The following is an 18,598-nucleotide window of genomic DNA, read 5'->3' as shown; positions in this document are numbered from 1 at the left end:
CGAGCGTATAACAAAGGGGTCCGGTGGCAATCTGTCGAACAGCACCCGCCTCGCACGTGAGGGCGGTCAGGACGGTACAATGCGCGATGGATTGGACGGCGCGAACGATAGGCGGAGGTTACGTGACGGACCGTACGACACCGTCCCGAACGACTATCGCACTACGATGCTCTAATCATGATAGCTACCAATACGACGCAAGCGACCGAGACGACGGGGGTGTGCCGCTGATGTGTGGCATCATCGCCCGAATCGGCGGTGACGACGACGCCGTCGACGAACTGCTCACGGGACTCGAGAATCTGGAGTACCGGGGGTACGATTCGGCCGGAGTCGCCATCAAGAACGGTGGCGGTCCCGAGGTGTTCAAGCGCGAGGGCGAGATTTCGCACCTGAAGGAGGCGCTCGCCGACGAGGTACCGGACGGCGGTCTCGGCATCGGGCACACCCGATGGAGCACTCACGGCCCGCCGAGCGACGCCAACGCTCACCCCCACACCGACTGCACGGGCGACGTGGCCGTGGTCCACAACGGTATCATCGAGAACTACGACGAACTCAAGTCCGAGCTACAGGCCCGCGGTCACGAGTTCGAGAGCGACACCGACACCGAGGTCATCCCGCACCTCGTGGAGGAGGAACTCGCGAGGGGTGCCGACCCCGAGACCGCGTTCCGAGCGACGCTCGACGAACTGTCGGGAAGTTACGCCGTGGCGATGATAACCGAGCGCGACCACGCGGTGTACGCCACGCGACGGGGGTCGCCGCTGGTGCTGGGCGTGAGCGACGGCGAGTACTTCCTCGCCAGCGACGTGCCCGCGTTCCTCGACTTCACCGACGACGTGATATATCTCGACGACGGTGACGTCGTCGTCGTGGAGTCCGACGACCACCGCATCACGGCCGCCGAGGGCGAGACGGTAGAGCGGTCGGTCCAGACGGTCGATTGGGACCCGGAAGACGCCGGGAAGGGCGGATACGACCACTACATGCTCAAGGAGATTCACGAGCAACCCGCCGCGCTCCGTCAGACCCTCCGCGGGCGGGCCGACCCCGCCACCGGCGACATCGACCTCGAAGACTTCCCCGCCGGGACCTTCGCGGACGTGGACCGGGTCCAGTTCGTCGCCTGCGGCACCTCGTACCACGCCGGGCTGGTCGGCGCGCAGTACCTCTCGGCGGGCGGCGTCCCCGCCCAGACGTTCCTCGCCAGCGAGTACGCGACCGGTCAGCCACCCGTGGACGAGAACACGCTGGTCGTCGGCGTCACGCAGAGCGGCGAGACCGCCGACACTCTGTCCGCCCTCCGGCAGGCCAACGCCTCGGGTGCGACCACGCTCGCGGTGACGAACGTCGTGGGTTCGACCGCGGCCCGCGAGTGCGACGACGCGCTGTTCATCCGGGCCGGACCCGAAATCGGCGTCGCGGCGACCAAGACGTTCTCCTCGCAGGTCGTCTCGCTCGCGCTGCTCGCCGAGCGTCTCGTCCGCGACGTGACCGGAACGTGGACCGACGATACCCGCGAGCGACTCGGTGCCCTCGCGGACCTGCCGGGCCACGTCCAGCAGATTCTCGACTACAGCAGCGCCCGGCGAGTCGCCGAGCAGTACCGCGACAGCGACGCGTACTTCTTCATCGGCCGGGGGTCGGTCCGACCGGTCGCGCTGGAGGGCGCGCTGAAGTTCAAGGAGATATCCTACGAACACGCCGAGGGGTTCGCCGCGGGCGAACTCAAACACGGACCGCTCGCGCTCGTCACGTCCGACACGCCGGTGTTCGCGGTGTTCACCGGACGTAACGACGAGAAGACCCTCGGTAACGTCAAGGAGGCCGAGGCACGGGGCGCACCCGTGGTCGCGGTCGCCAGCGACGGACAGGACTCGGTCCACCAGTACGCCGACGAGGTGCTGACGATTCCCGATACCCACCCCGACGTCGCGGGCGTGTTGGCGAACGTCCAGTTGCAGTTGGTGTCGTACCACGCGGCAGACCTGCTCGAACGAGCAATCGACAAGCCGAGAAATCTCGCAAAGAGCGTGACCGTCGAGTAGAAACCCCCGATTACCGTGCAGAACGCTCCTGAACGGTCGGTCCGATTTACTCGCCGACCCTCCGATAGCTACGATACGATGGGTTCTGTCGTACTCTCCCTCGACGCCGAACTCGCGTGGGGGTTCCACGACCGCGAGAGGATGCCAGCGGACAGGGTCGCCACGGCCCGCGAGTCGTGGCTCCGTCTGCTCGAACTGTTCGACGACTACGATGTTCCGGCGACGTGGGCGGTCGTCGGCCACCTCCTGCTCGACTCCTGCGACGGCGACCACGCCGACCACCCGGTCGCAGACGACTGGTTCGAGCGCGACCCCGGCACGTGGGAGGGACGGGACGAACAGTGGTACGGGTCAAAACTCGTCGACGCGATAGAGAACGCCGACGCCGACCACGAGGTCGGCTGCCACACCTTCTCGCACGTCGAGATGCGGTCGGTCTCGCGGGAGGTAGCGTCGGCCGAGATGCGCGAGTGCGTCGAACGCTCCGAGGAGCGGGGTCTCTCGGTCGATTCGGTCGTCTTTCCGCGGAACTACGTGGGCCACCGCGACGTGCTGGCGGCCTACGGCGTCAAGTGCTACCGGGGAACACAGCCCCGGCGGTGGTACGACCGCGGCGTTCTGGGGTCCGCGGCGAAGCTTCTGGGCTGGCCGAGCAAGGCGGTATCGCCGACGCTGGTCACGCCCGAGGAGGACGAGTACGGACTGGTCAACGTCCCGGCGTCGCTCTACCTGTTCTGCTTCGAGGGCCGCGCGCGGGCGGCCGCCGAACGAGTCGGCGACGACCCGATAGTCAGCATGGCCAAGCGAGGTATCGACCGCGCAAGCACCGAAGACGGCGTGTTCCACATGTGGCTCCACCCGAACAACCTGACCGAGGAGCGGGACTTCGAGCGCATGGAGGCCATCCTCGAACATCTCGCGGCGGTCCGAGAGACCACCCCGCTGTCGGTCGAGACGATGGATTCGGTCGCGGCCGACATCAAGGACGACGAACCGCTCCCGCGCGAACCCATCGGGCCGCGCTAACGGGGGAATCGACGCGGCCGGGTTTCCGGGCGAGGCGGGCGCTTTCGTTTTCACTCGATTCGACCCCGCCAGCGACCACTAATACCTGTACAGACGTTCGAAGACAGCCAAAATCGACGGGTGGACCGTCCGCCGGAGGCGTTCCCCGACACGACCATGGGACGCGCCGCGAGCGCGTTCGTGCGCTCGCAAGCGGGGAGGCACGGGGCGCGGTCGCGGTGCAGGGCGGTGGCTGTGCGGTCGCGGCGACTCCTCGGCTCAAGCAGTAGCTAGCTTCTGGTCGGCGTCCGCGTCTGCGTTGAACAGTGAAACGCTGATACTCGGAAATCTGCTGTACGGTTCACGAGGAAGCCAACAGGGGAATTGCTCACCGCTCCCGCCATTGCCGACGCTCGACGACGAACCGTCTCGCAGAGAAGTAGCGTGAGCGGAAGGGGCGGGAGTCGAACCCGACGAGACGTTCCGGGCGTGCGGCGCAAAGCGCCGGTCCGGGCCTGCGACTCGTCTGCTCGACGCCCTTCCGAACTCTGTTTGCGACTCACGAAGTAGCGAGCGCACGAAGCGCTCGCCGTGATGTTCGTCGCAAAAGCGGAAGGGGCGGGAGTCGAACCACGCGAAGCCTGTAAGGCTGCCACCGGGGAAACCGGTGGTACTCTACCACTGAGCTACCCTTCCACGTCCGAAGTTCGGCCGCGTCCGGCCTCGTTGTGGTCGTCGTGAGCGGCCACAATCTGACTCTCAGATGTGGAGCGCCATCAACGTTGTGCAGACTCGTCTTCGTGGACCGACACTCGCGAGAACTCGAAACGGGTGCCGGTCGAGTTGGGCCGGTCCTCGTCGGCGATTTCGACCGTCCAACCGTGGGCGTCGGCGATGGACTCCACGATGGCGAGCCCGAACCCGGTCCCTTCGTCCTCGGTCGTGAACCCGTGGTCGAAGACGCGGTCGCGCAGGTCCTCCGGGACACCCGGCCCGTCGTCGGCGACGTAGAAGCCGTCGCGGTCGTCGAGGGGGCCGACTTCGACCCGGGCGGTGCGTTCCGCCGAGTCGGAGTCCGACGGCGGACTGCCGGTGGTCCCGTGCTCCACCGCGTTGCGGAAGACGTTCTCCAGTAGTTCGCGGAACCGCGCGTCGTCGGCCTCGACCACGACGTCTTCGGTGAGACGGAGACCGGCATCCTTCGTATCGACGGTCTCCCACGCCGCCTCCGCGACCGACGACAGCGAGACGGGGTCGGTGGCGTCCACGACCTGTCCCTGTCGGGCCAGCGTGAGCAGGTCCTCGACCAGCGAGTCCATCCGGTCGAGCGACCGACCGATGGGCGCGAGGTGTTCGCTCTCACACTCCTCTGCGAGGAAGTCGAACCGGCCGAGAGCGACGTTGAGTGGGTTGCGTAGGTCGTGGGAGACCACGCTGGCGAACTCCTCCAGTCGCTCGTTCTGGCGCGCGAGTTGGCGCTCGCGTTCCTTCTGCTCGGTGATATCGACGTAGATGGCGAACGCCTCGGCCTCGCCGTTGCCCGCCGGGGCCGTGTGGAGCAGAAAGTCCCGACACCCGTCGCGAGTCCGGCGATTGACCTCCTCGCCCTCGATTCTGTCGCCGCGTTTCACCCGTTCGTTGAGCGACTCCCCCTGATGGTGCTGGTCGGCGGGCAGGATGTAGTCGTCCACCTCGTCGCCGATTATCAGGTCCTCGGGCCACCCGAACACGTCCTCGAACGCCGGGTTCACCGACTTACAGATGGCGTCGACGCCGTCTATCTCGTAGCGAACGACCGAGTTGGGCACGTTCTCGAACAGCGCGGCGAATCGGTCGCGCTCGGCCCGAAGTTCGGTCTCGGTCCGGACGCGGGTCAGCGCCTCCGAGATGTGGGCCGCGAGGAGTTCGGCCAGTTCGCGGTCGTCCTCGTCGAACCCGTTCGGTTCCTTCGAGACCGCTTGAAAGACCGCGAAGTCGCCGATGGGAACACTGAGCGCCGAGCGGTACTCGCTCTCGGCGGGCACCACGTCGGTCTCGCGCAGGTCGCCGACCAGCGACGACTCCCCTTCACGGTACGCCCGGGCGGCGAGGTTCCCCTCGGCCTCGACGGGCGTCTCCTCGTAGTAGCCGTCCGTGGAGACGACCTTCGAGACTGTCTTGGTCACGAGCACGCCGTCGTCGTGGGCGTCCACGGTGCAGAGGTCGAAGGCGAGTATCTCCTCGGCCGTCTCGATGGCGAGGTCGTAGATGGCCTGTTCGGTCTCGCAGGCCACCGCCCTCGCGGCCACGTCGTGGAGCGCCTCTATCTTCTGCTTGGTGTCGCGCAGTTCCAACTGGGCCTGACGGCGCTCGGTCACGTTCCGGAAGTACACCGACAGACCGTCCTCGGCGGGGTAGATTCGCACCTCCAGCCACGTACCGGGACGGAACACCGACTCAGCTTCGATTGTCACCGGCTCCTGCGTTTCGAGGGCCTCGCGGTAGGCGTCGCGGAACTCGTCGCCGAGACCGACCGAGAACGCGTCTCGTATGTCCTCGCCGAGGACGTCGTCGGGGTCGCAGTCGAAGAAGTCGGCGGCGCGCTCGTTGACGTAGCGAAACCGCCACTCGTCGTCCAGTGCGAAGAACGCGTCCGTGATACGCTCGAAGATGCGCCGAATCTGCTCGTCGGCCTCCTCGGCCTCGCGTTCGGCGCGGTACTGGGCGACCGCGTTGCCGACCCGGTTGGCCAGCACCGCGTACTGGTCGGTTCCGGTCTCCTTCTGGAGGTAGTCGGTCACGCCCGCGGAGATGGCTTCGCTCGCTATCTCCTCGCTCCCCTTTCCCGTGAACAGGATGAAGGGGAGCGACGGAGCGGTCTCGCGCACCTCGTCCAAGAACGTCAGGCCGTCCATCTCGGGCATCTCGTAGTCGCTAACCACGCAGTCCACCGCGCCCTCGGTTACGTGGGCCAGCGCGTCGGTCGGGGACGTCTCGACGACCGTCTCGATGCGGTCGCTCGCCCGCTCTAAGTACGTCGCGGTCAGGTCCGCGATGGCCGAATCGTCGTCCACCAACAGGACGCGGATGGCGTTCCCCATACTATGTTTATATTTACCAAGGTGCGGTATAAAAATCCACAGGAGAAATGCAGTGTTTTATACTTCGGAATAAATCCCCCAAACCCGGAGATGACGAGGAGGTCACGTGTTCACCGTCTCGATGCGGTCGCTGACGAGGAGTTGCCCCTGCGCGGTCAGCGAGAGTCCCTTCTTGCCCTCGTCGACCAGACCCTTCTCGCGGAGGTCGTTGAGCAGCATCGTGACCCGACTCGAATCGACGCCGAGCGTTCCGGCGAGGTCCCCGCTTCGGGCACCCGAGTAGATGGCGACCAGCGCCTCCATCTCCGCTTCTGAGGTCGTCACGTCCTCGACTTCTTTGGCTATCTCGGAGTATTCGAGTCGCAGATAGCGACCCAGTAGGTTGAGTTTACGGTCGCTCTCGATGGCGAACTCCGAGGTCACCGACTGACCCTCGTCGGCGTGACGGACGAGCAGGACCGGCCCCGTCTCGCGACTCTCTTTCTTGAAGTAGGTGACGTTGGCGAGTTCCACGGTCACCGACTCGTCCCCGGCGAACTGAACCGCGCCGGACTGTATCTTGAGTTTCGCCGGCCGGAACGACGCGTCGGTCACCCGACCGCCGATTCGGGTCGGGTGCTTGATTCTCGCGTCGGCCCCGTTGAGTTCTGCCTTGAACAGCACGGTCTTGAACCGAGAGACCTCCTCGCTCCCGGCCTCCACGACGGCGACTCTGCGGCGGTCGTCCTCGCGGTAGGCGATGGTGATGGTGTCTTGGAAGAACGACTCCAGTTCGCCGGGAACGTGACCGACGTTGATGTCGAAGATGGCCGAGAGCGGCACGGTTGTCTTCGACTCGTCGGTGGCTAACACGAGACGCTTCCGACTGAGGACGATTCGGCCCTTGACGGGTTCGGGCGAATCGAACGTGTCGAGAGTGAAGCGTGCGACGAAGTCGGCGATGACCTTTTCGGACATGGATTGGCGAGAGACGCCCGTTTCGGCGTGCTCCTCTTTGAAAAGCAATTCTCAGTGAGGGTAAATATTTTTTCGGTCCGTCCGGGCCAGCTAGAACCGGACGAGCGTCACGCGAGTCGGGCCGAGAAACCTAACTGTCTCTCGCGCGTTTCGTGGCGTAGATGTCCACCGAAACCTCCGGCGAGGTGTTCGACCGGCGCACCACCATCAAAGTTATCGCCGGGTTCGCCGTGGCGGCGGTCCTCCTCTACCTCTTCGGTCGGGTCATCGGGTGGCCGGAAATCCTACGCACCTTTCGGAACGCGAAACCGGTCTGGATTGGGTTCGCCTTCGTCTCGACGCTGGTCTCGCTCGTCGTCTGGGCCAAGTCGTGGGACGTCATCCTCTGTACGGTCGGCATCGACGTCCCCTTCCGGAAAATCGTCGTGACCTACTTCGCGGCCACCTTCGCCGACTACGCCACGCCGTTCGGGAAGGCCGGCGGCGGTCCTTTCATCGCCTACGTACTGGCGGCCGACACCGAGGCCAACTATCAGGACAGTCTCGCCAGCGTCGTCACCGCCGACCTGCTGAACCTGCTCCCCTTCTTCACGTTCGCGGGTCTCGGGACGCTCGCGCTCCTGATACAGGGCGAAGTTCCGAAGCAGGCCGAGGTCCTCGTCGCCGGACTCGGCGGGATGGCCGTTCTGCTCCCGCTGGCCATCTACGGGTCCTACCGACACCGGAATTTCGTCGAAGGTCTCGTCGTGAAAGTGTCCTCGCCAATCGCCCGACGCGTCGATAGAATCGACGCCGAAAGCATCCGGAACCGCATCGACGAGTTCTACGACCTCGTCGACCGCATCGCGGCGAGCAGGCGACAACTCGCCTACACGCTCGTATTTGCTTACGTTGGGTGGCTGTTCTTCGCTGCGCCGCTCTACCTCGCAGGGCGGACGCTCGGCGTCCACCTGAGTCCGGTGCTGGTGTTGTTCGTAGTTCCGGCGAGTTCCATCGCGGGTATCGTCCCGACGCCGGGCGGCGTCGGCGGCGTCGAGTTCGCGCTGGTCGGCCTGCTGGTCGCGCTGACCGCGCTCCAGACCGACCTCGCCGCGAGCGTGGCGCTGGTCTATCGAGTGGCGAGTTACTGGTTCGCGCTGGCCGTCGGCGGACTCGCGGCCTTCTCGGTCATCCACCGGACTTAGACGTTCAGGAACGACCCGACCACGATTCGAGTGAACACCGCGATGGAACTGGACCCCCACGTCAGGAAGACGAAGTGCATGTAGGAGTTGACCTTGTGCCCGCCGTCGGCGATGCGGATAATCAGCGAGGACAGCAGGGAGTTGAGCAGGATGATGATGACGAGCAGGTACTCGATGGTCGGGATGTCGTACACGTTGGTGTGGATGATGGTCGTGATGTCGAGTTGGCTGTTGTTGAGACCGACGGACATGCTCGCCAGCACTTGCACAATCTCCAGACCGATGAAGAACGCGAAGGTGGAGGCCGCGGTAATCCCGTAGAGGACGCCGATGAGAGTCACGGTGGACTGGGCGCGGCGCTCGCGTAACTGGATGACCTCGTTCATGTTGGCGGAGATGAGTTCGCCGAGTTTCTTCGGGTCGCCACCCATCTGTCTGCCGACGAGGAACATCTCGCTGAACTTCTGGATGAGGTACGACCGCGAGTCGGCGGTGAAGTGTCGCCACGCCATCGCGGGTTCGATGCGCATGTTGAGCCGTTTGTAGAGGTCGCTGACGTTCTCGCTGAGCGCCCCGAAGTTCTTGCCCCGCAGGCTCTCTAAGACCTTCGTGGTCGTACTCTGTTTGGCGCTCTCGGTCGCGCCCAGCGCCCGGATGAAACTGGTGAACTCCTCGTCGCGCTCCTTTATCCGCTCTTCCTCCTTGCGGGCGACGATGCCGGGTATCAACAGCGGCGTGGACGGAATCGCCGCGTAGAACGGCAGTGGTATCGCGTTCGGGTCGAGACTCGTCCGGCCTAGCAACACCAGCAGACAGCCACCCATGAGGAGGAAGGTCAACAGGAGACCGACCGCGACCGAGATGCGAATGCGCCACTCGGCGTCAGTGGTGTGACCGTCCGGGTGGTACCAGACGGGGTCGTACGGTGCCGTGTTCCGAATCATGACGAGGAACCCGGTCTGGACGAACGCGAACATCACGACGACGGCGCTGACCGTCATCGTCGGGTTCGTCCCCGTCAGAATCGGCAGGACGGTCGCGAACACGAGCGCGAACGTCACGGACAGCACCATCGAGAGGTAGAGGTCCTTCATCACTTCGAGGTTCTCCAACGACCCCTCGTAGATGGTGACGTAGTTCTGGATGACCACGTCCTGTTCGGACAGCAGGAAGTCCTGAATCTCCTGACCAGCGTTGATGGTGTAGGCGAGTCTGTCGAGGAAGTCGGCGAAGGGCTTGCTCGGCGACTTGTTCGCCCGGATTCGCAGCGCGTCGTCGAGACTCTGATTCCACGTGTCCACCAACTGGGTGATGCGGCGCATCTCCTCGGCCAGCGCGCCGTACTCCTCCTCCTCGCCGAGCGTGCGGAACACCTGCACGCGGTCGATGTTGGCGGTCGAGAGGATGGTCATGTGCGTGATGAACAGGTGGAGGCGGTCCTCTATCTCCTTGCGCTTCTGGTCGCGCAGAATCTTGGGGTAGATGACCGCGACCACGAGCGACAGCACGCCGAGCAGCGGAATCGGCAGGCTGATGAGCAGCGGGAAGTCGGTGAGTACGAATATCATCACCGTCAGCACGAGGAAGACGACGGAGGGAGCGACGACGAGTCCGAGGTACCGGGCGACCGGCGTCTCCATGTGCTGGTAGGACTCGATGGTCGAGGACGCGAAGCTAGCCAGAAGGTCTTTGGCGTCCTTCGGGTTCTCACCGGACTGTTCGTTCGTCGCCATGGTCGTCGTCGGGCGGCAGGTGTTCGCGGGGTTTTCGTCCCACCTTCATCTCTTTTTCCCTCGGAATATCTGTACTGATACTCGGTGCGCGTGGCCCAACTGCGAGAGTACCCCGTCTCGGAGGCCGTAGTGGGGGAAATCGGCGGAATATACCGACACGTGTAACGAAAACAACTTGAAGGGCGTGCGCAATTACAGACACGCCACATGAACAGGATAGAATTCTTTCAGGTGTTGACTCTGTGGTTCGTCGCAGCGACGTTCCTCCGAAGCGGGTCCGGAAACTCGAACCCGGCACTGGTTGTCATGGCGTTCGTCGCCCTCGGTCTCATATACGGTATCCCGGTCTATCTCCTCGTCGAGTTGGTCGACCACATCGCAGAGTGAGGCTACCGAACCGAACGGGTCGCCGTCAAAAGCCGCCTGTCAGTCGATGGAACGGTGGATGTTGAACGGCAACCCGTCCACGCCGTCGCGCTGGAACGCCTCGATGGTCTCGTTGACCTCGTGGTAGCCGAGGATGTTCTCCTCTATCATGCGCTCCATCATCTCGGCCCGGAAGTCGAGTTCGTTGTAGATGTCGCGAGTGTTCTCGTACCCGAGCAGGGTCGCAATCTGCTCTTCGAGGACGAAGGAGTTGTTCATCCCTTGGAAGACGATTTCGTCTTCCACGGGGTCCCAGTAGAACGCCTGCCGGGTGACGACGCCGCCCATCTCCTTCGAGTAGCCCTCTATCTCTTGGACGGAGGTCACGCGACGGAGCACGTCGTCGCCCTGCTTGACCCGGTTCTGGAACAGCGCCACGTCGGCGTTGTCCATGAACGTCTCGGGGATGTTGATGGGGTCCCCGGTGAAACGCTGAATCATCGAGACGATGTCGCTCGCGTGGAACGTCAGCATCACGGGGTGGCCGGTCTGGGCCGCTTGGAACGCCATCCGACCCTCTTCGCCACGAACCTCCCCGACGACGATGTAGTCGGGGCGCGAACGCAGCGCGGCCGCGACGAGGTCGAACATGTCCACGTCCGTGGAGTCCTCGCCGCCGCCCTCGCGGGTCAAGAGCTGCTGCCACGTGTCGTGGGGCGGCAGGACCTCCGCAGTGTCCTCCGCGGTGTAAATCTTCGAGTCGCGGGGGATGAACGACATGATGCAGTTCAGGGTCGTGGTCTTCCCGGACGCCGTCTCTCCGACCACGAACACCGTCTGCTCGTTCTCCAGACAGAGCCAGAGGTACGCCGCCAGTTTCGGCGACAGCGTGCCCCACTTGGTAATCTGGGCCACCGACAGCGGCGTCCCCTCGCCCTGACGGATAGTGAGGCTCGGTCCCTTCAGGCTCACGTCGTCGGAGTAGATGATGTTGATACGCGACCCGTCGGGGAGAGTGGAGTCCACGATTGGGTCGCTGTCGCTCACGGGGTCGCCGATTCGCTCGCCCATGTTCCGCAGCCAGTTGTCGAACCTGTCGGGCGTCCCGAAGTCTACGCTGGTCCCGAGCATGCCGAACGTGCCGTGGTCCACGTACGTCTCGTGCGGACCGATGACGTGAATGTCCTCGTTGGCCGGGTCGCGCATGATGGGTTCCAGCGGGCCGAACCCGACGATGTCGCGGTTCAGCCGGTACCGGATGTTCTCGTAGGTCTGCTCGGACACCTCGTAGGTGCCGATGTTGGTGTAGTCCTTGACGACCCGAACGATGTCTTCGGTCGAGAACGTCCGGACGTTGTGCTTGAAGTCGTTGTACGAGACGTTCTTTATCCAGTTCAGAATCTGGTCGGCCGAGAGGTTCCGGAGGTTGGCGCGACCGCCACCGCCAGTATCGCCGTCGTTGACCAGCACCGTGTCGTCGAGCAGTTCCTCGATGCGGTCGTCGTACTCGCCCTCGTCCTGAGGCGCGGGCTTCTTCACGCTCTTTTCGAGAATCTCGCCGCGAACCTTGCCGAACAGCTCCTGTTCGGTCCCCGAGAGTTCAGGTTCGACCGCGTAGTACTCGGTGTCCTGACCCACGTCGCCGTAGACGTGGCAGTAGATAGGACCGCCGACCGGGTAGATGACGTTGGGCTTGTCCGTCTCCCACTCGTCGTTCGGTTCGTCTATAAGCCGCGGGAACTCCCCGGTGAACTGCTTGAACCGTTTCAGGTAGTCCCGCAGGTGTGGCCGTCGCATGGCCACTTCCCGAAGGTCGTCCTGAATCTGTGCGGTCCCGTGTTCGGTCATAATGTGAGGGGTCGTTAGGCGACGCTCCGACTCTCGATGACGATTCCGGCGTCGGCCCGGACCGAGAACCCGATGGTGTCACCGACCTGTTCACCCATCCCGGCGAACCGCTTGACGGAGATGTTCCGTCGCACGTCGTTGCCGACCTCGACCATCTGGAGTTCCATGAACACGTCGGCGATGGCCCGGAACGGGCCGATGGCTTCCTCGTCCACCGTGGAGGGGTCCACTGTGAGGACGATGACCTGCCCCTGCGAGACCAAGTCGCGGAAGAACGAGATGATTTCGAGGGCGGCTTGGCGCTCCTCATTCTGTCGAATCAGCGCCTCGAATTTGGGGTCGTTCCGGAGGATGGCGTCGAACGTGTCGATGACGATGACGTCGGCCTGCCACATCGCCTCGGCGTTCATGAGTCGGTTGAGCAGTTCCTTGCGGTTGCCCTCCTCGTCCTCGGCGGGCGCGGTCAGGCGACCGCCGCCGGTGTCCACGTCGGCGTGGAGGAAGAGGAGTCGCTCGTCGAGCAGGTGGTCCTCGACGCCGTACGACAGCGAGTGCATCTGGTCGATGAACCCGCCGATGGTGAGTTCGGTCGAGAGCAGGGTAACCGAGTGGCCCGTCTCGCAGAGTCCGTAACTGAACCGCTGGCTGATAGCCGACTTCCCGGCCCCGTAGTCGCCCTCGATGAGGACGATGGACCCGCGGGGGACGCCGCCCCCGAGTTCGTGGTTCAGTCGGTCGTGGTCTTCTAGGCCGAGCGAGTAGAGATTGTCTCGTGTCATGTTCGGAACTGAAGCACCTCTTCGTCACCGTTTACGATTATCTTCACGCGATGGTCGCTGCCCGTGTCGAGTGGCTGGTCGAGACGAATGGTAATCCGGAGGACGTTTCCGACGGTCCACGCCGAACCGTCCACGACTGTCACGGAGACGTTCGTCTGATACCGTCCGTTCAACAACACCTCGATTTGGTCACTCGACGCTTCGAGGTCGCGTGACCCTGTATTCTTGGCTAATACCGTGACGTTCCCGTCTCCCGAGTCGTCGTACACCGCACCGCTGCCGGGGTCGCTGATGAGCGTGATGTCGCTACGGATGTCACTGCTCACGTCCACACTCCTGTCGCCGAGTGCCGACGAGAGGCGCTGGACGCCCTGCGTGAACGTCCCCGCCACGCTGGCGGCGATGAGTAGACTGGCGATGAACAGGATGAGGTGGGACGTGGAGACGCTCGCCATTCAGTTCACCTCCTCGGAGTCCGACACGCCCGGCCCGGTCACGACTTTCACCCGGTCGGGGTTGTTGACGGAGACGTTGGCGTGAAGTGTCTCGCCGGGGAGCCACAGGTCCGTCTCGTTATCGTCGCCGACTTCCAGCCTCACCATGTTGTCACTCGTGTGGTTCGTGTAGGTTCCATCTATAAGAATGTCGGTGTCGTTCACCGACAGCGTGCTCGAACCGGTGTTGTTGACTGTCAGGTTCAGGTACGACTGCCCGCCTTCGTTCGCGACCGAGGCGTTGCCGATGGCGATGGCGGTGTTCTGACGAGTGAGTTCGTCCTCGGAGTTGTCCTCGAACGCTCCGTTCACTCGCTCGAAGCCGTCGTTGGCGGCCGAATAGGCGACTCCGAAGCTGATGAATATACCGAGGAACAGAATCACCGTCGCACCGCTAACGCTGAATCCCATCGCGCCCACCTCTAATCTGCGAACAGTGTTCGACGATTTTGCGCTGGACGGCGTCGCCTGTCAGTTGGCTCAGGAAGGTGAGGCTCTGGACGTGGTCGTCGACTTCGAGTGTCGCGGGACCGGTCTCCTCGGTCTCGACCGACTCCACGTCGGCGAAACCGCCCACGAACGCCAGCAGTTCTTCCTCGACCGACTCGCTAATCCATCCGATGTCGCCGTAGTACTCGATGGTCCGAACCGCGTCCTCGGGTCCGAACTCGCTCACGAGGAACTCCAACCACTCCATCACCACTAGGTCAGAGACGTAGCCGTTCGGGAGTTGGGCCAAGTACGGCTTGCCGCCTCGGCCCGAGTTCTGTGGGGTGGACGTGGCCGGGTCCGTCGGTTCGGGTGCGGGTTCGGTCTCCGCCGGTTCCTCGAACTCGAAGTCCCCGTCGGACGGTTCGTCGGCCGTAGACTCCACTTCGACCGTGGGTTCGGGGTCGGGTTGGCCGCCTTCGGGCGCGCCTTCCTCGCCCTCCTCGGCCCAGTCGGCGTCGCCCGACTCGTACTCCTCTTTGAGTTCCGCGAAGGTCGAACCGCCTGCCTGTCCACCGTCGCCGTCGTCTGCGTCGTCTTCCTCTGGAGCCTCCATCGTCGGCTCCTCGTCGTCCAGCGCTTCCTCGGGCGAGTCGAACCCGAGATCGTCGGCGGCGTCGTCGAAGTCGTCTTCCTCGCCGAACTCGTCTTCCTCCTCGAAGTCGTCTTCCTCCTCGTCGAAGTCGTCGTCGAAGAAACTCTCGGCCTCGGCGTCGGCGACGTCGGAGTCGAGGTCTTCTTCTTCCTCTTGTTCCTCCTCCTCGTCGAACAGACCGAAACTACCGCCGCCGCCGTCTTGGTCGAGGGCGTCGCCGCCGGCCATGCCGCCCTGTTGCACGTCGTCCACGAACGGGTTGACTCCCCGAGTCACCATCTCGTAGATTTCGAGGAGTTTGCGGACGTTCTCCTCTGTCTCGTCGACTTTCGCGCTAATCTGTTCGTTCTCGCTCCGAACCGTGCCGACCGTCGAGGATATCTCCGCGACCTCGTTTTCGAGTTCGTCGATTCGGTTTTCGAGTTCCTGCGTCGGACCGGACCCGCCGCCCATGGCGAACTCGTCGTCGCCGCCACCGCCGTCGGCCCAGTCGTCCATCTCCCCGTCCATCCCCATCCCGTCGTCCATCTCGCCGAAGTCGTCCATCTCACCGCCCGCGTCGCCGCCCATGCCGTCGCCGAAGAGGTCGTCCTCGGCGTCGTCGCCGCCACCGCCGCCGTCGGCTTCGACGCTCTCACCCTCCTCTTCGTCCATGAAATCCATGATTCCCATGCCGACCAAGCCCGTCCCGAGGAGGTGAACGAACTGGTCGCTGAGACCGATAAGTTTCATTGTCGTCAACAGCGAACTTCCGCCACATTAATCTTCCCCCTGAGTTATCAGCTCTGATACTCCCGACGTTGTGAGGCCAGAATCCACGTAGAGCGCGCCTAAATGCGGTTCGGGGGTACCTACGACCTGTCAGGAATGCTGTCTATCTTCCTGTATATACGGAGTCGTCGGGCGATAGGTTCGAAGGCCGGTTTGAGCAGTTCGGGAAGGGTCTCGGTCTTCCCGATGACGAGATACCCGCCCTCCGACAGGGACTTCGACACCGTCTCCAGAATCGGGAGTTTGTGTTCGGTGTCGATGTAGATGAAGAGGTTCCGGCACACGACGAGGTCGAAGTTCGACTTGGGGTCGCCGTTGATGAGGTCGTGGCGCTCGAACGACACCAACTCCTTGACCGCGTCGGCCACGGCGAACTGGTCGCCGTCGCGCTCGACGTACCGCTCGTACTCGTCGAGGGGCGCGAGTTGCTCGCCGATGTCGGTCGTGCGCGTGTTCTCGTAGACGCCCTGTCGGGCCGCCGCGAGTATCTCGCGGTCGATGTCGGTCGCGGTTATTCGGATACGCGAGTCGTCCACCTCCGGGTCGTCTAAGGCCAACATCGACATCGAGTACGGTTCGCGGCCGTCGGAACACGCCGCGCTCCAGAGTCGGATTCGACTGCGCTCCTCCGAGAGCGCCCGGATGACCGACCGCATCTCCTCCCAGACCTCCGGGTTCCGGAAGAAACTCGTGACGTTGACCGAGAAGGCGTCGAGCAGCGCCTCCTGTTCGCGCTCGTCCCCGCTGAGCAGGTCGTGGTACTCCGCGTAGTCGTCGGTGTCCGACCGGCGCATCCGCGAGGAGACCCGGCGGTCGAGATACGCGTCGTCGTAGTAACTCGTGGCGAACCCGAGTTCGGACTCCACGTAGTCGAGTAACTCCTCGAACGCCTCGTCGTCGGGCGTCACAGGTCCTCGACCCCCCGGTGAGCGCTGGTGACTCTGAGCGTCCACGTGTCCGGAACGAGTTCCAGCGACCGACCGTGACCGCCGCCCACGTCTTCGGCGACCACCGAGACGCCGCGGTCGGCCAGTGCCTCGCGCGTCCGTTCGACGTTCCGCTCGCCGACGCCCTCGCTGACGCCCGAGAAGTCGAACATCTGACTTCCCCCGGCGATTTTCGCTTCCACGGCGTCGGGGTCGCCCCCCCTCGGTCTCGACCGCGTCGAGCAGTCGTTCGACGCCGAGTTCGACCGACTTGGCGGGCTTGGCCCGGTCGTCGTCGGTGGCGTCCGGCAGCATGACGTGGGCCAGTCCCGCGACGCCCGCGGCCGGGTCCGCCACTGCGACGCCGACGCAGGAACCCAGACCGCTGGTCGTGAGTCGGGTGTCGCCGCTGGCGACGGCGAGTTCGGCGACGCCGACTCGCACGCGGTCGGGCGCGTCGTCCGTGAGCGAGCGGCACTCGGTTGGCTTACTCATAGTGACCCTGCTCTCGTGGTACGCTCTGCCGTCGCGTCCGGGTCCAGTTCCGCCAGCGCGGCGTGGAGTTCGGACTCGTCGGGCAGCGCGTAGATTTCGCAGTCGAACTCCCGGTCGTCCGCCCGGAGCGTCGCGTCGAACAGGAACGCGAACGCCTGTCGCTGGCCGAGGCGCGCGACGACCGACTGGGCGACCGCCCGACCCATGTCGTGAACGAACTGGGGCGGTGAGATGTCGATGGTGGCGTCGAGGACGTTCGCCCACCCGTCGATGAAACTGCTCGTCATCACGTTGCCAATCTCCTCCATCGCCGACCGCTGTTCGCCGTCGAACGTCGCTCCGACTTCCGTGTCCGAGACGAGCGCTCCTACGACGTCGCGGGCCGACGCCTCGTCGAACAGTATCAGCACGTACCCCCCGAGCGCGCCCTCGAACTGGAGGACCACGCCCACGTACTTCTGGTCGCGCAGTTCCGCGGGCACGTCCTCGACCGGGACGAAACTCAGTTGGGTGATATCGACGCCGGTGTCGATGCCGGTCATCGCCGAGACGGTCCCGGAGGCGGTCCGCGCGCCGGTCTCGGCCATCCGCCGGAGGGTCGCGAGTTTCTCGATGGGAATCTGCTCGTCGCCGCCCGCGAGCATCTCCTGCATCGAGTCGTCGTCGGGAAACATGTGGAACTGGACGTCCAACTCCTCGCCGACCGCGCTGACTCGACTTCGGAACACGAAGGCTCTGTCGCGGTCGAACTCCGCGTCGTCGAGCAGTTCGGCGGTCGTGCCTTCGACGTACTCCGGCGGCGAGATGTCGATGATGGTTTCGAGGTGGTCGGCCCACCCGCCGATGAAACCGCCGGTGACGACGTTGCCGACCTCTTCTACCGCGCCCTCCTCGGTACCGATGTCGGGCACGAGCGTGTCCAGTATCGTCTCGACGCCGTCGGCCGAGAACGTCAGCAAGGTCGTGCCGTCGATACCACCCTCGAAGTCGATGGCGACGCCGACGCGTTCGTCGTCGCCGTCGAGTTCGTCGGCGGACGCTAGCGACACCTCCGTCACGTCCACCGCCGTCTCGATACCGGTCAGTCCGGTCAGGTTCTCGGCGGCGCGTTCGGCACCCGATTGGGCGGTCCTGCTGAACGACCCCAGCGATTCGACGTCGACGTTCATGGAATCGTCCTCGGTTCCGCGTTCATCTGGCCAACCATTATATCTCTATCTTCTGCATCAGCGAGACGAGTTCCTCCAGTTCGGGGAACGTGTACACCTTCACTTCCACGTCGGCCTCGCGTGCGTGTACGCGCGAGTCGAACACCAAAGCCATCTCGTCGGGGCGAGTGCCCACGAGGTTGCCGACCATCTTCGAACCCGCACCGTAGGTGAACTTCGGCGTCGAGATGTCGATGGTGGTGTTCAGCACGTTCGCCCACCCGTCGATGAACCCGCTGGTCATGATGTTACCGATTTCCTGTACTGCGGACCGTTCCATGTCCGAGAACCCCGACGAGGAGTCGGCCTCCTGACCGAGCATCCCCGCCGCGAGTTTCTTGGCACTGCTCGCGCTGAACAGGAACAGGATGTAGCCGTACGGCGGTTCCACGAGTTCGATGTGAGTGCCGACCTGCTTGTTGTGACCGACGTGGGTCTTGATGTCCTCGATGTCCAGGAAGTTAATCTTGGTAATCTCCATCTCGGTCTCCATCCCCGTCATCTGGGTGAGGTGGTCGGCGACCGTGTTCGCCCCCTCCTTGGCCATCTGGTTGAACAGGTTCAGCTTTCGTATGTCCACTTGCAAGTTTCTAGTGTCACCTCGGCTCATAGCTCGT

15 protein-coding genes, 1 tRNA gene and 1 pseudogene are annotated in these 18,598 nt (G+C 64.0%); 4 read left to right on the top strand and 13 right to left on the bottom strand.

Annotation, left to right across the window (positions count from 1 at the left end):
* The first annotated feature begins 230 nt into the window (after positions 1–230).
* Together glmS and FXF75_RS06875 are read left to right on the top strand one after the other, a co-directional pair.
* Positions 231–2,051 carry a glutamine--fructose-6-phosphate transaminase (isomerizing) gene (glmS, locus tag FXF75_RS06880; protein ID WP_163520942.1) on the top strand — a complete coding sequence of 607 codons (1,821 nt, stop codon included), beginning with the start codon at positions 231–233 and terminating at the stop codon, positions 2,049–2,051.
* Positions 2,052–2,129: 78 nt separating this feature from the next.
* On the top strand, positions 2,130–3,077 hold the full coding sequence (locus FXF75_RS06875; RefSeq protein WP_163520941.1) for a polysaccharide deacetylase family protein: 948 nt from the start codon (positions 2,130–2,132) through the stop codon (positions 3,075–3,077).
* 589 nt (positions 3,078–3,666) lie between these two features.
* On the opposite strand, the gene FXF75_RS06870 is transcribed toward FXF75_RS06875, so the two are convergent.
* The 3 genes from FXF75_RS06870 to FXF75_RS06860 form a co-directional block, all read right to left on the bottom strand.
* Positions 3,667–3,752 (bottom strand) — tRNA-OTHER (locus FXF75_RS06870).
* A gap of 80 nt (positions 3,753–3,832) precedes the next feature.
* Complete coding sequence (locus FXF75_RS06865; protein WP_163520939.1) at positions 3,833–6,136, bottom strand: PAS domain-containing protein; 2,304 nt, start codon at positions 6,134–6,136, stop codon at positions 3,833–3,835.
* Between the two features lie 102 nt (positions 6,137–6,238).
* Entirely contained in the window at positions 6,239–7,093 is an 855-nt protein-coding gene (locus FXF75_RS06860) for a CheF family chemotaxis protein (RefSeq protein ID WP_163520938.1), read from the bottom strand.
* Between the two features lie 161 nt (positions 7,094–7,254).
* On the opposite strand from FXF75_RS06860, the gene FXF75_RS06855 reads away from it, so the two are divergent.
* On the top strand, positions 7,255–8,277 hold the full coding sequence (locus tag FXF75_RS06855; RefSeq protein WP_163520936.1) for a lysylphosphatidylglycerol synthase transmembrane domain-containing protein: 1,023 nt from the start codon (positions 7,255–7,257) through the stop codon (positions 8,275–8,277).
* On the opposite strand, the gene flaJ is transcribed toward FXF75_RS06855, so the two are convergent.
* On the bottom strand, positions 8,274–10,010 hold the full coding sequence (gene flaJ / locus FXF75_RS06850; protein ID WP_163520934.1) for an archaellar assembly protein FlaJ: 1,737 nt from the start codon (positions 10,008–10,010) through the stop codon (positions 8,274–8,276). The genes FXF75_RS06855 and flaJ overlap by 4 nt on opposite strands.
* A gap of 207 nt (positions 10,011–10,217) precedes the next feature.
* On the opposite strand from flaJ, the gene FXF75_RS06845 reads away from it, so the two are divergent.
* Entirely contained in the window at positions 10,218–10,397 is a 180-nt protein-coding gene (locus tag FXF75_RS06845) for a hypothetical protein (protein ID WP_163520932.1), read from the top strand.
* A gap of 39 nt (positions 10,398–10,436) precedes the next feature.
* Here the strand turns inward: FXF75_RS06845 and FXF75_RS06840 are convergent, their stop codons facing one another.
* From FXF75_RS06840 to FXF75_RS06800, 9 genes and pseudogenes are all read right to left on the bottom strand, one after another.
* Positions 10,437–12,224, bottom strand: a complete 1,788-nt coding sequence (locus FXF75_RS06840; protein WP_163520931.1) for a type II/IV secretion system ATPase subunit — start codon at positions 12,222–12,224, stop codon at positions 10,437–10,439.
* 14 nt (positions 12,225–12,238) lie between these two features.
* Complete coding sequence (locus FXF75_RS06835) at positions 12,239–13,003, bottom strand: ATPase domain-containing protein (protein ID WP_163520929.1); 765 nt, start codon at positions 13,001–13,003, stop codon at positions 12,239–12,241.
* Entirely contained in the window at positions 13,000–13,458 is a 459-nt protein-coding gene (locus FXF75_RS06830; protein ID WP_163520928.1) for a flagellar protein G, read from the bottom strand. Before FXF75_RS06830 ends, FXF75_RS06835 begins: the two co-directional genes overlap by 4 nt.
* On the bottom strand, positions 13,459–13,908 hold the full coding sequence (locus FXF75_RS06825) for a fla cluster protein FlaF (protein WP_163520926.1): 450 nt from the start codon (positions 13,906–13,908) through the stop codon (positions 13,459–13,461).
* The gene (locus FXF75_RS06820) at positions 13,892–15,313 is read right to left on the bottom strand and encodes a FlaD/FlaE family flagellar protein (protein WP_163520924.1); all 1,422 of its coding nucleotides are present in this window, start codon (positions 15,311–15,313) and stop codon (positions 13,892–13,894) included. Before FXF75_RS06820 ends, FXF75_RS06825 begins: the two co-directional genes overlap by 17 nt.
* 119 nt (positions 15,314–15,432) lie before the next feature.
* Positions 15,433–16,260 carry a protein-glutamate O-methyltransferase CheR gene (locus tag FXF75_RS06815; protein ID WP_163520922.1) on the bottom strand — a complete coding sequence of 276 codons (828 nt, stop codon included), beginning with the start codon at positions 16,258–16,260 and terminating at the stop codon, positions 15,433–15,435.
* A pseudogene (locus FXF75_RS23455) lies at positions 16,257–16,773 on the bottom strand (chemotaxis protein CheD). Before FXF75_RS23455 ends, FXF75_RS06815 begins: the two are co-directional and overlap by 4 nt.
* On the bottom strand, positions 16,770–17,942 hold the full coding sequence (locus FXF75_RS06805) for a chemotaxis protein CheC (protein WP_163520921.1): 1,173 nt from the start codon (positions 17,940–17,942) through the stop codon (positions 16,770–16,772). The pseudogene FXF75_RS23455 and the gene FXF75_RS06805 overlap by 4 nt, the downstream one beginning before the upstream one ends.
* Before the next feature lie 37 nt (positions 17,943–17,979).
* A complete protein-coding gene (locus FXF75_RS06800; RefSeq protein ID WP_163520919.1) occupies positions 17,980–18,591 on the bottom strand; it encodes a chemotaxis protein CheC in 612 nt (203 codons plus the stop codon).
* Positions 18,592–18,598: the final 7 nt, after the last annotated feature.

The sequence above is a fragment of the Halorussus sp. MSC15.2 genome, assembly GCF_010747475.1.
GTDB lineage: Archaea > Halobacteriota > Halobacteria > Halobacteriales > Haladaptataceae > Halorussus.
The sequence above is the reverse complement of the archived record's forward strand: the minus strand, read 5'-3'. Positions and strand labels throughout refer to the sequence as shown.

Bases quoted from the DNA above. Each gene is read 5' to 3' on its own strand.
- FXF75_RS06875 (WP_163520941.1), top strand. From the start codon at position 2,130: ATGGGTTCTGTCGTACTCTCCCTCGACGCCGAACTCGCGTGGGGGTTC.
- FXF75_RS06855 (WP_163520936.1), top strand. From the start codon at position 7,255: ATGTCCACCGAAACCTCCGGCGAGGTGTTCGACCGGCGCACCACCATC.
- flaJ (WP_163520934.1), bottom strand. From the start codon at position 10,010: ATGGCGACGAACGAACAGTCCGGTGAGAACCCGAAGGACGCCAAAGAC.
- FXF75_RS06835 (WP_163520929.1), bottom strand. From the start codon at position 13,003: ATGACACGAGACAATCTCTACTCGCTCGGCCTAGAAGACCACGACCGA.
- FXF75_RS06845 (WP_163520932.1), top strand. From the start codon at position 10,218: ATGAACAGGATAGAATTCTTTCAGGTGTTGACTCTGTGGTTCGTCGCA.
- FXF75_RS06840 (WP_163520931.1), bottom strand. From the start codon at position 12,224: ATGACCGAACACGGGACCGCACAGATTCAGGACGACCTTCGGGAAGTG.
- FXF75_RS06830 (WP_163520928.1), bottom strand. From the start codon at position 13,458: ATGGCGAGCGTCTCCACGTCCCACCTCATCCTGTTCATCGCCAGTCTA.
- FXF75_RS06800 (WP_163520919.1), bottom strand. From the start codon at position 18,591: ATGAGCCGAGGTGACACTAGAAACTTGCAAGTGGACATACGAAAGCTG.
- FXF75_RS06805 (WP_163520921.1), bottom strand. From the start codon at position 17,942: ATGAACGTCGACGTCGAATCGCTGGGGTCGTTCAGCAGGACCGCCCAA.
- FXF75_RS06865 (WP_163520939.1), bottom strand. From the start codon at position 6,136: ATGGGGAACGCCATCCGCGTCCTGTTGGTGGACGACGATTCGGCCATC.
- FXF75_RS06860 (WP_163520938.1), bottom strand. From the start codon at position 7,093: ATGTCCGAAAAGGTCATCGCCGACTTCGTCGCACGCTTCACTCTCGAC.
- FXF75_RS06820 (WP_163520924.1), bottom strand. From the start codon at position 15,313: ATGAAACTTATCGGTCTCAGCGACCAGTTCGTTCACCTCCTCGGGACG.
- glmS (WP_163520942.1), top strand. From the start codon at position 231: ATGTGTGGCATCATCGCCCGAATCGGCGGTGACGACGACGCCGTCGAC.
- FXF75_RS06825 (WP_163520926.1), bottom strand. From the start codon at position 13,908: ATGGGATTCAGCGTTAGCGGTGCGACGGTGATTCTGTTCCTCGGTATA.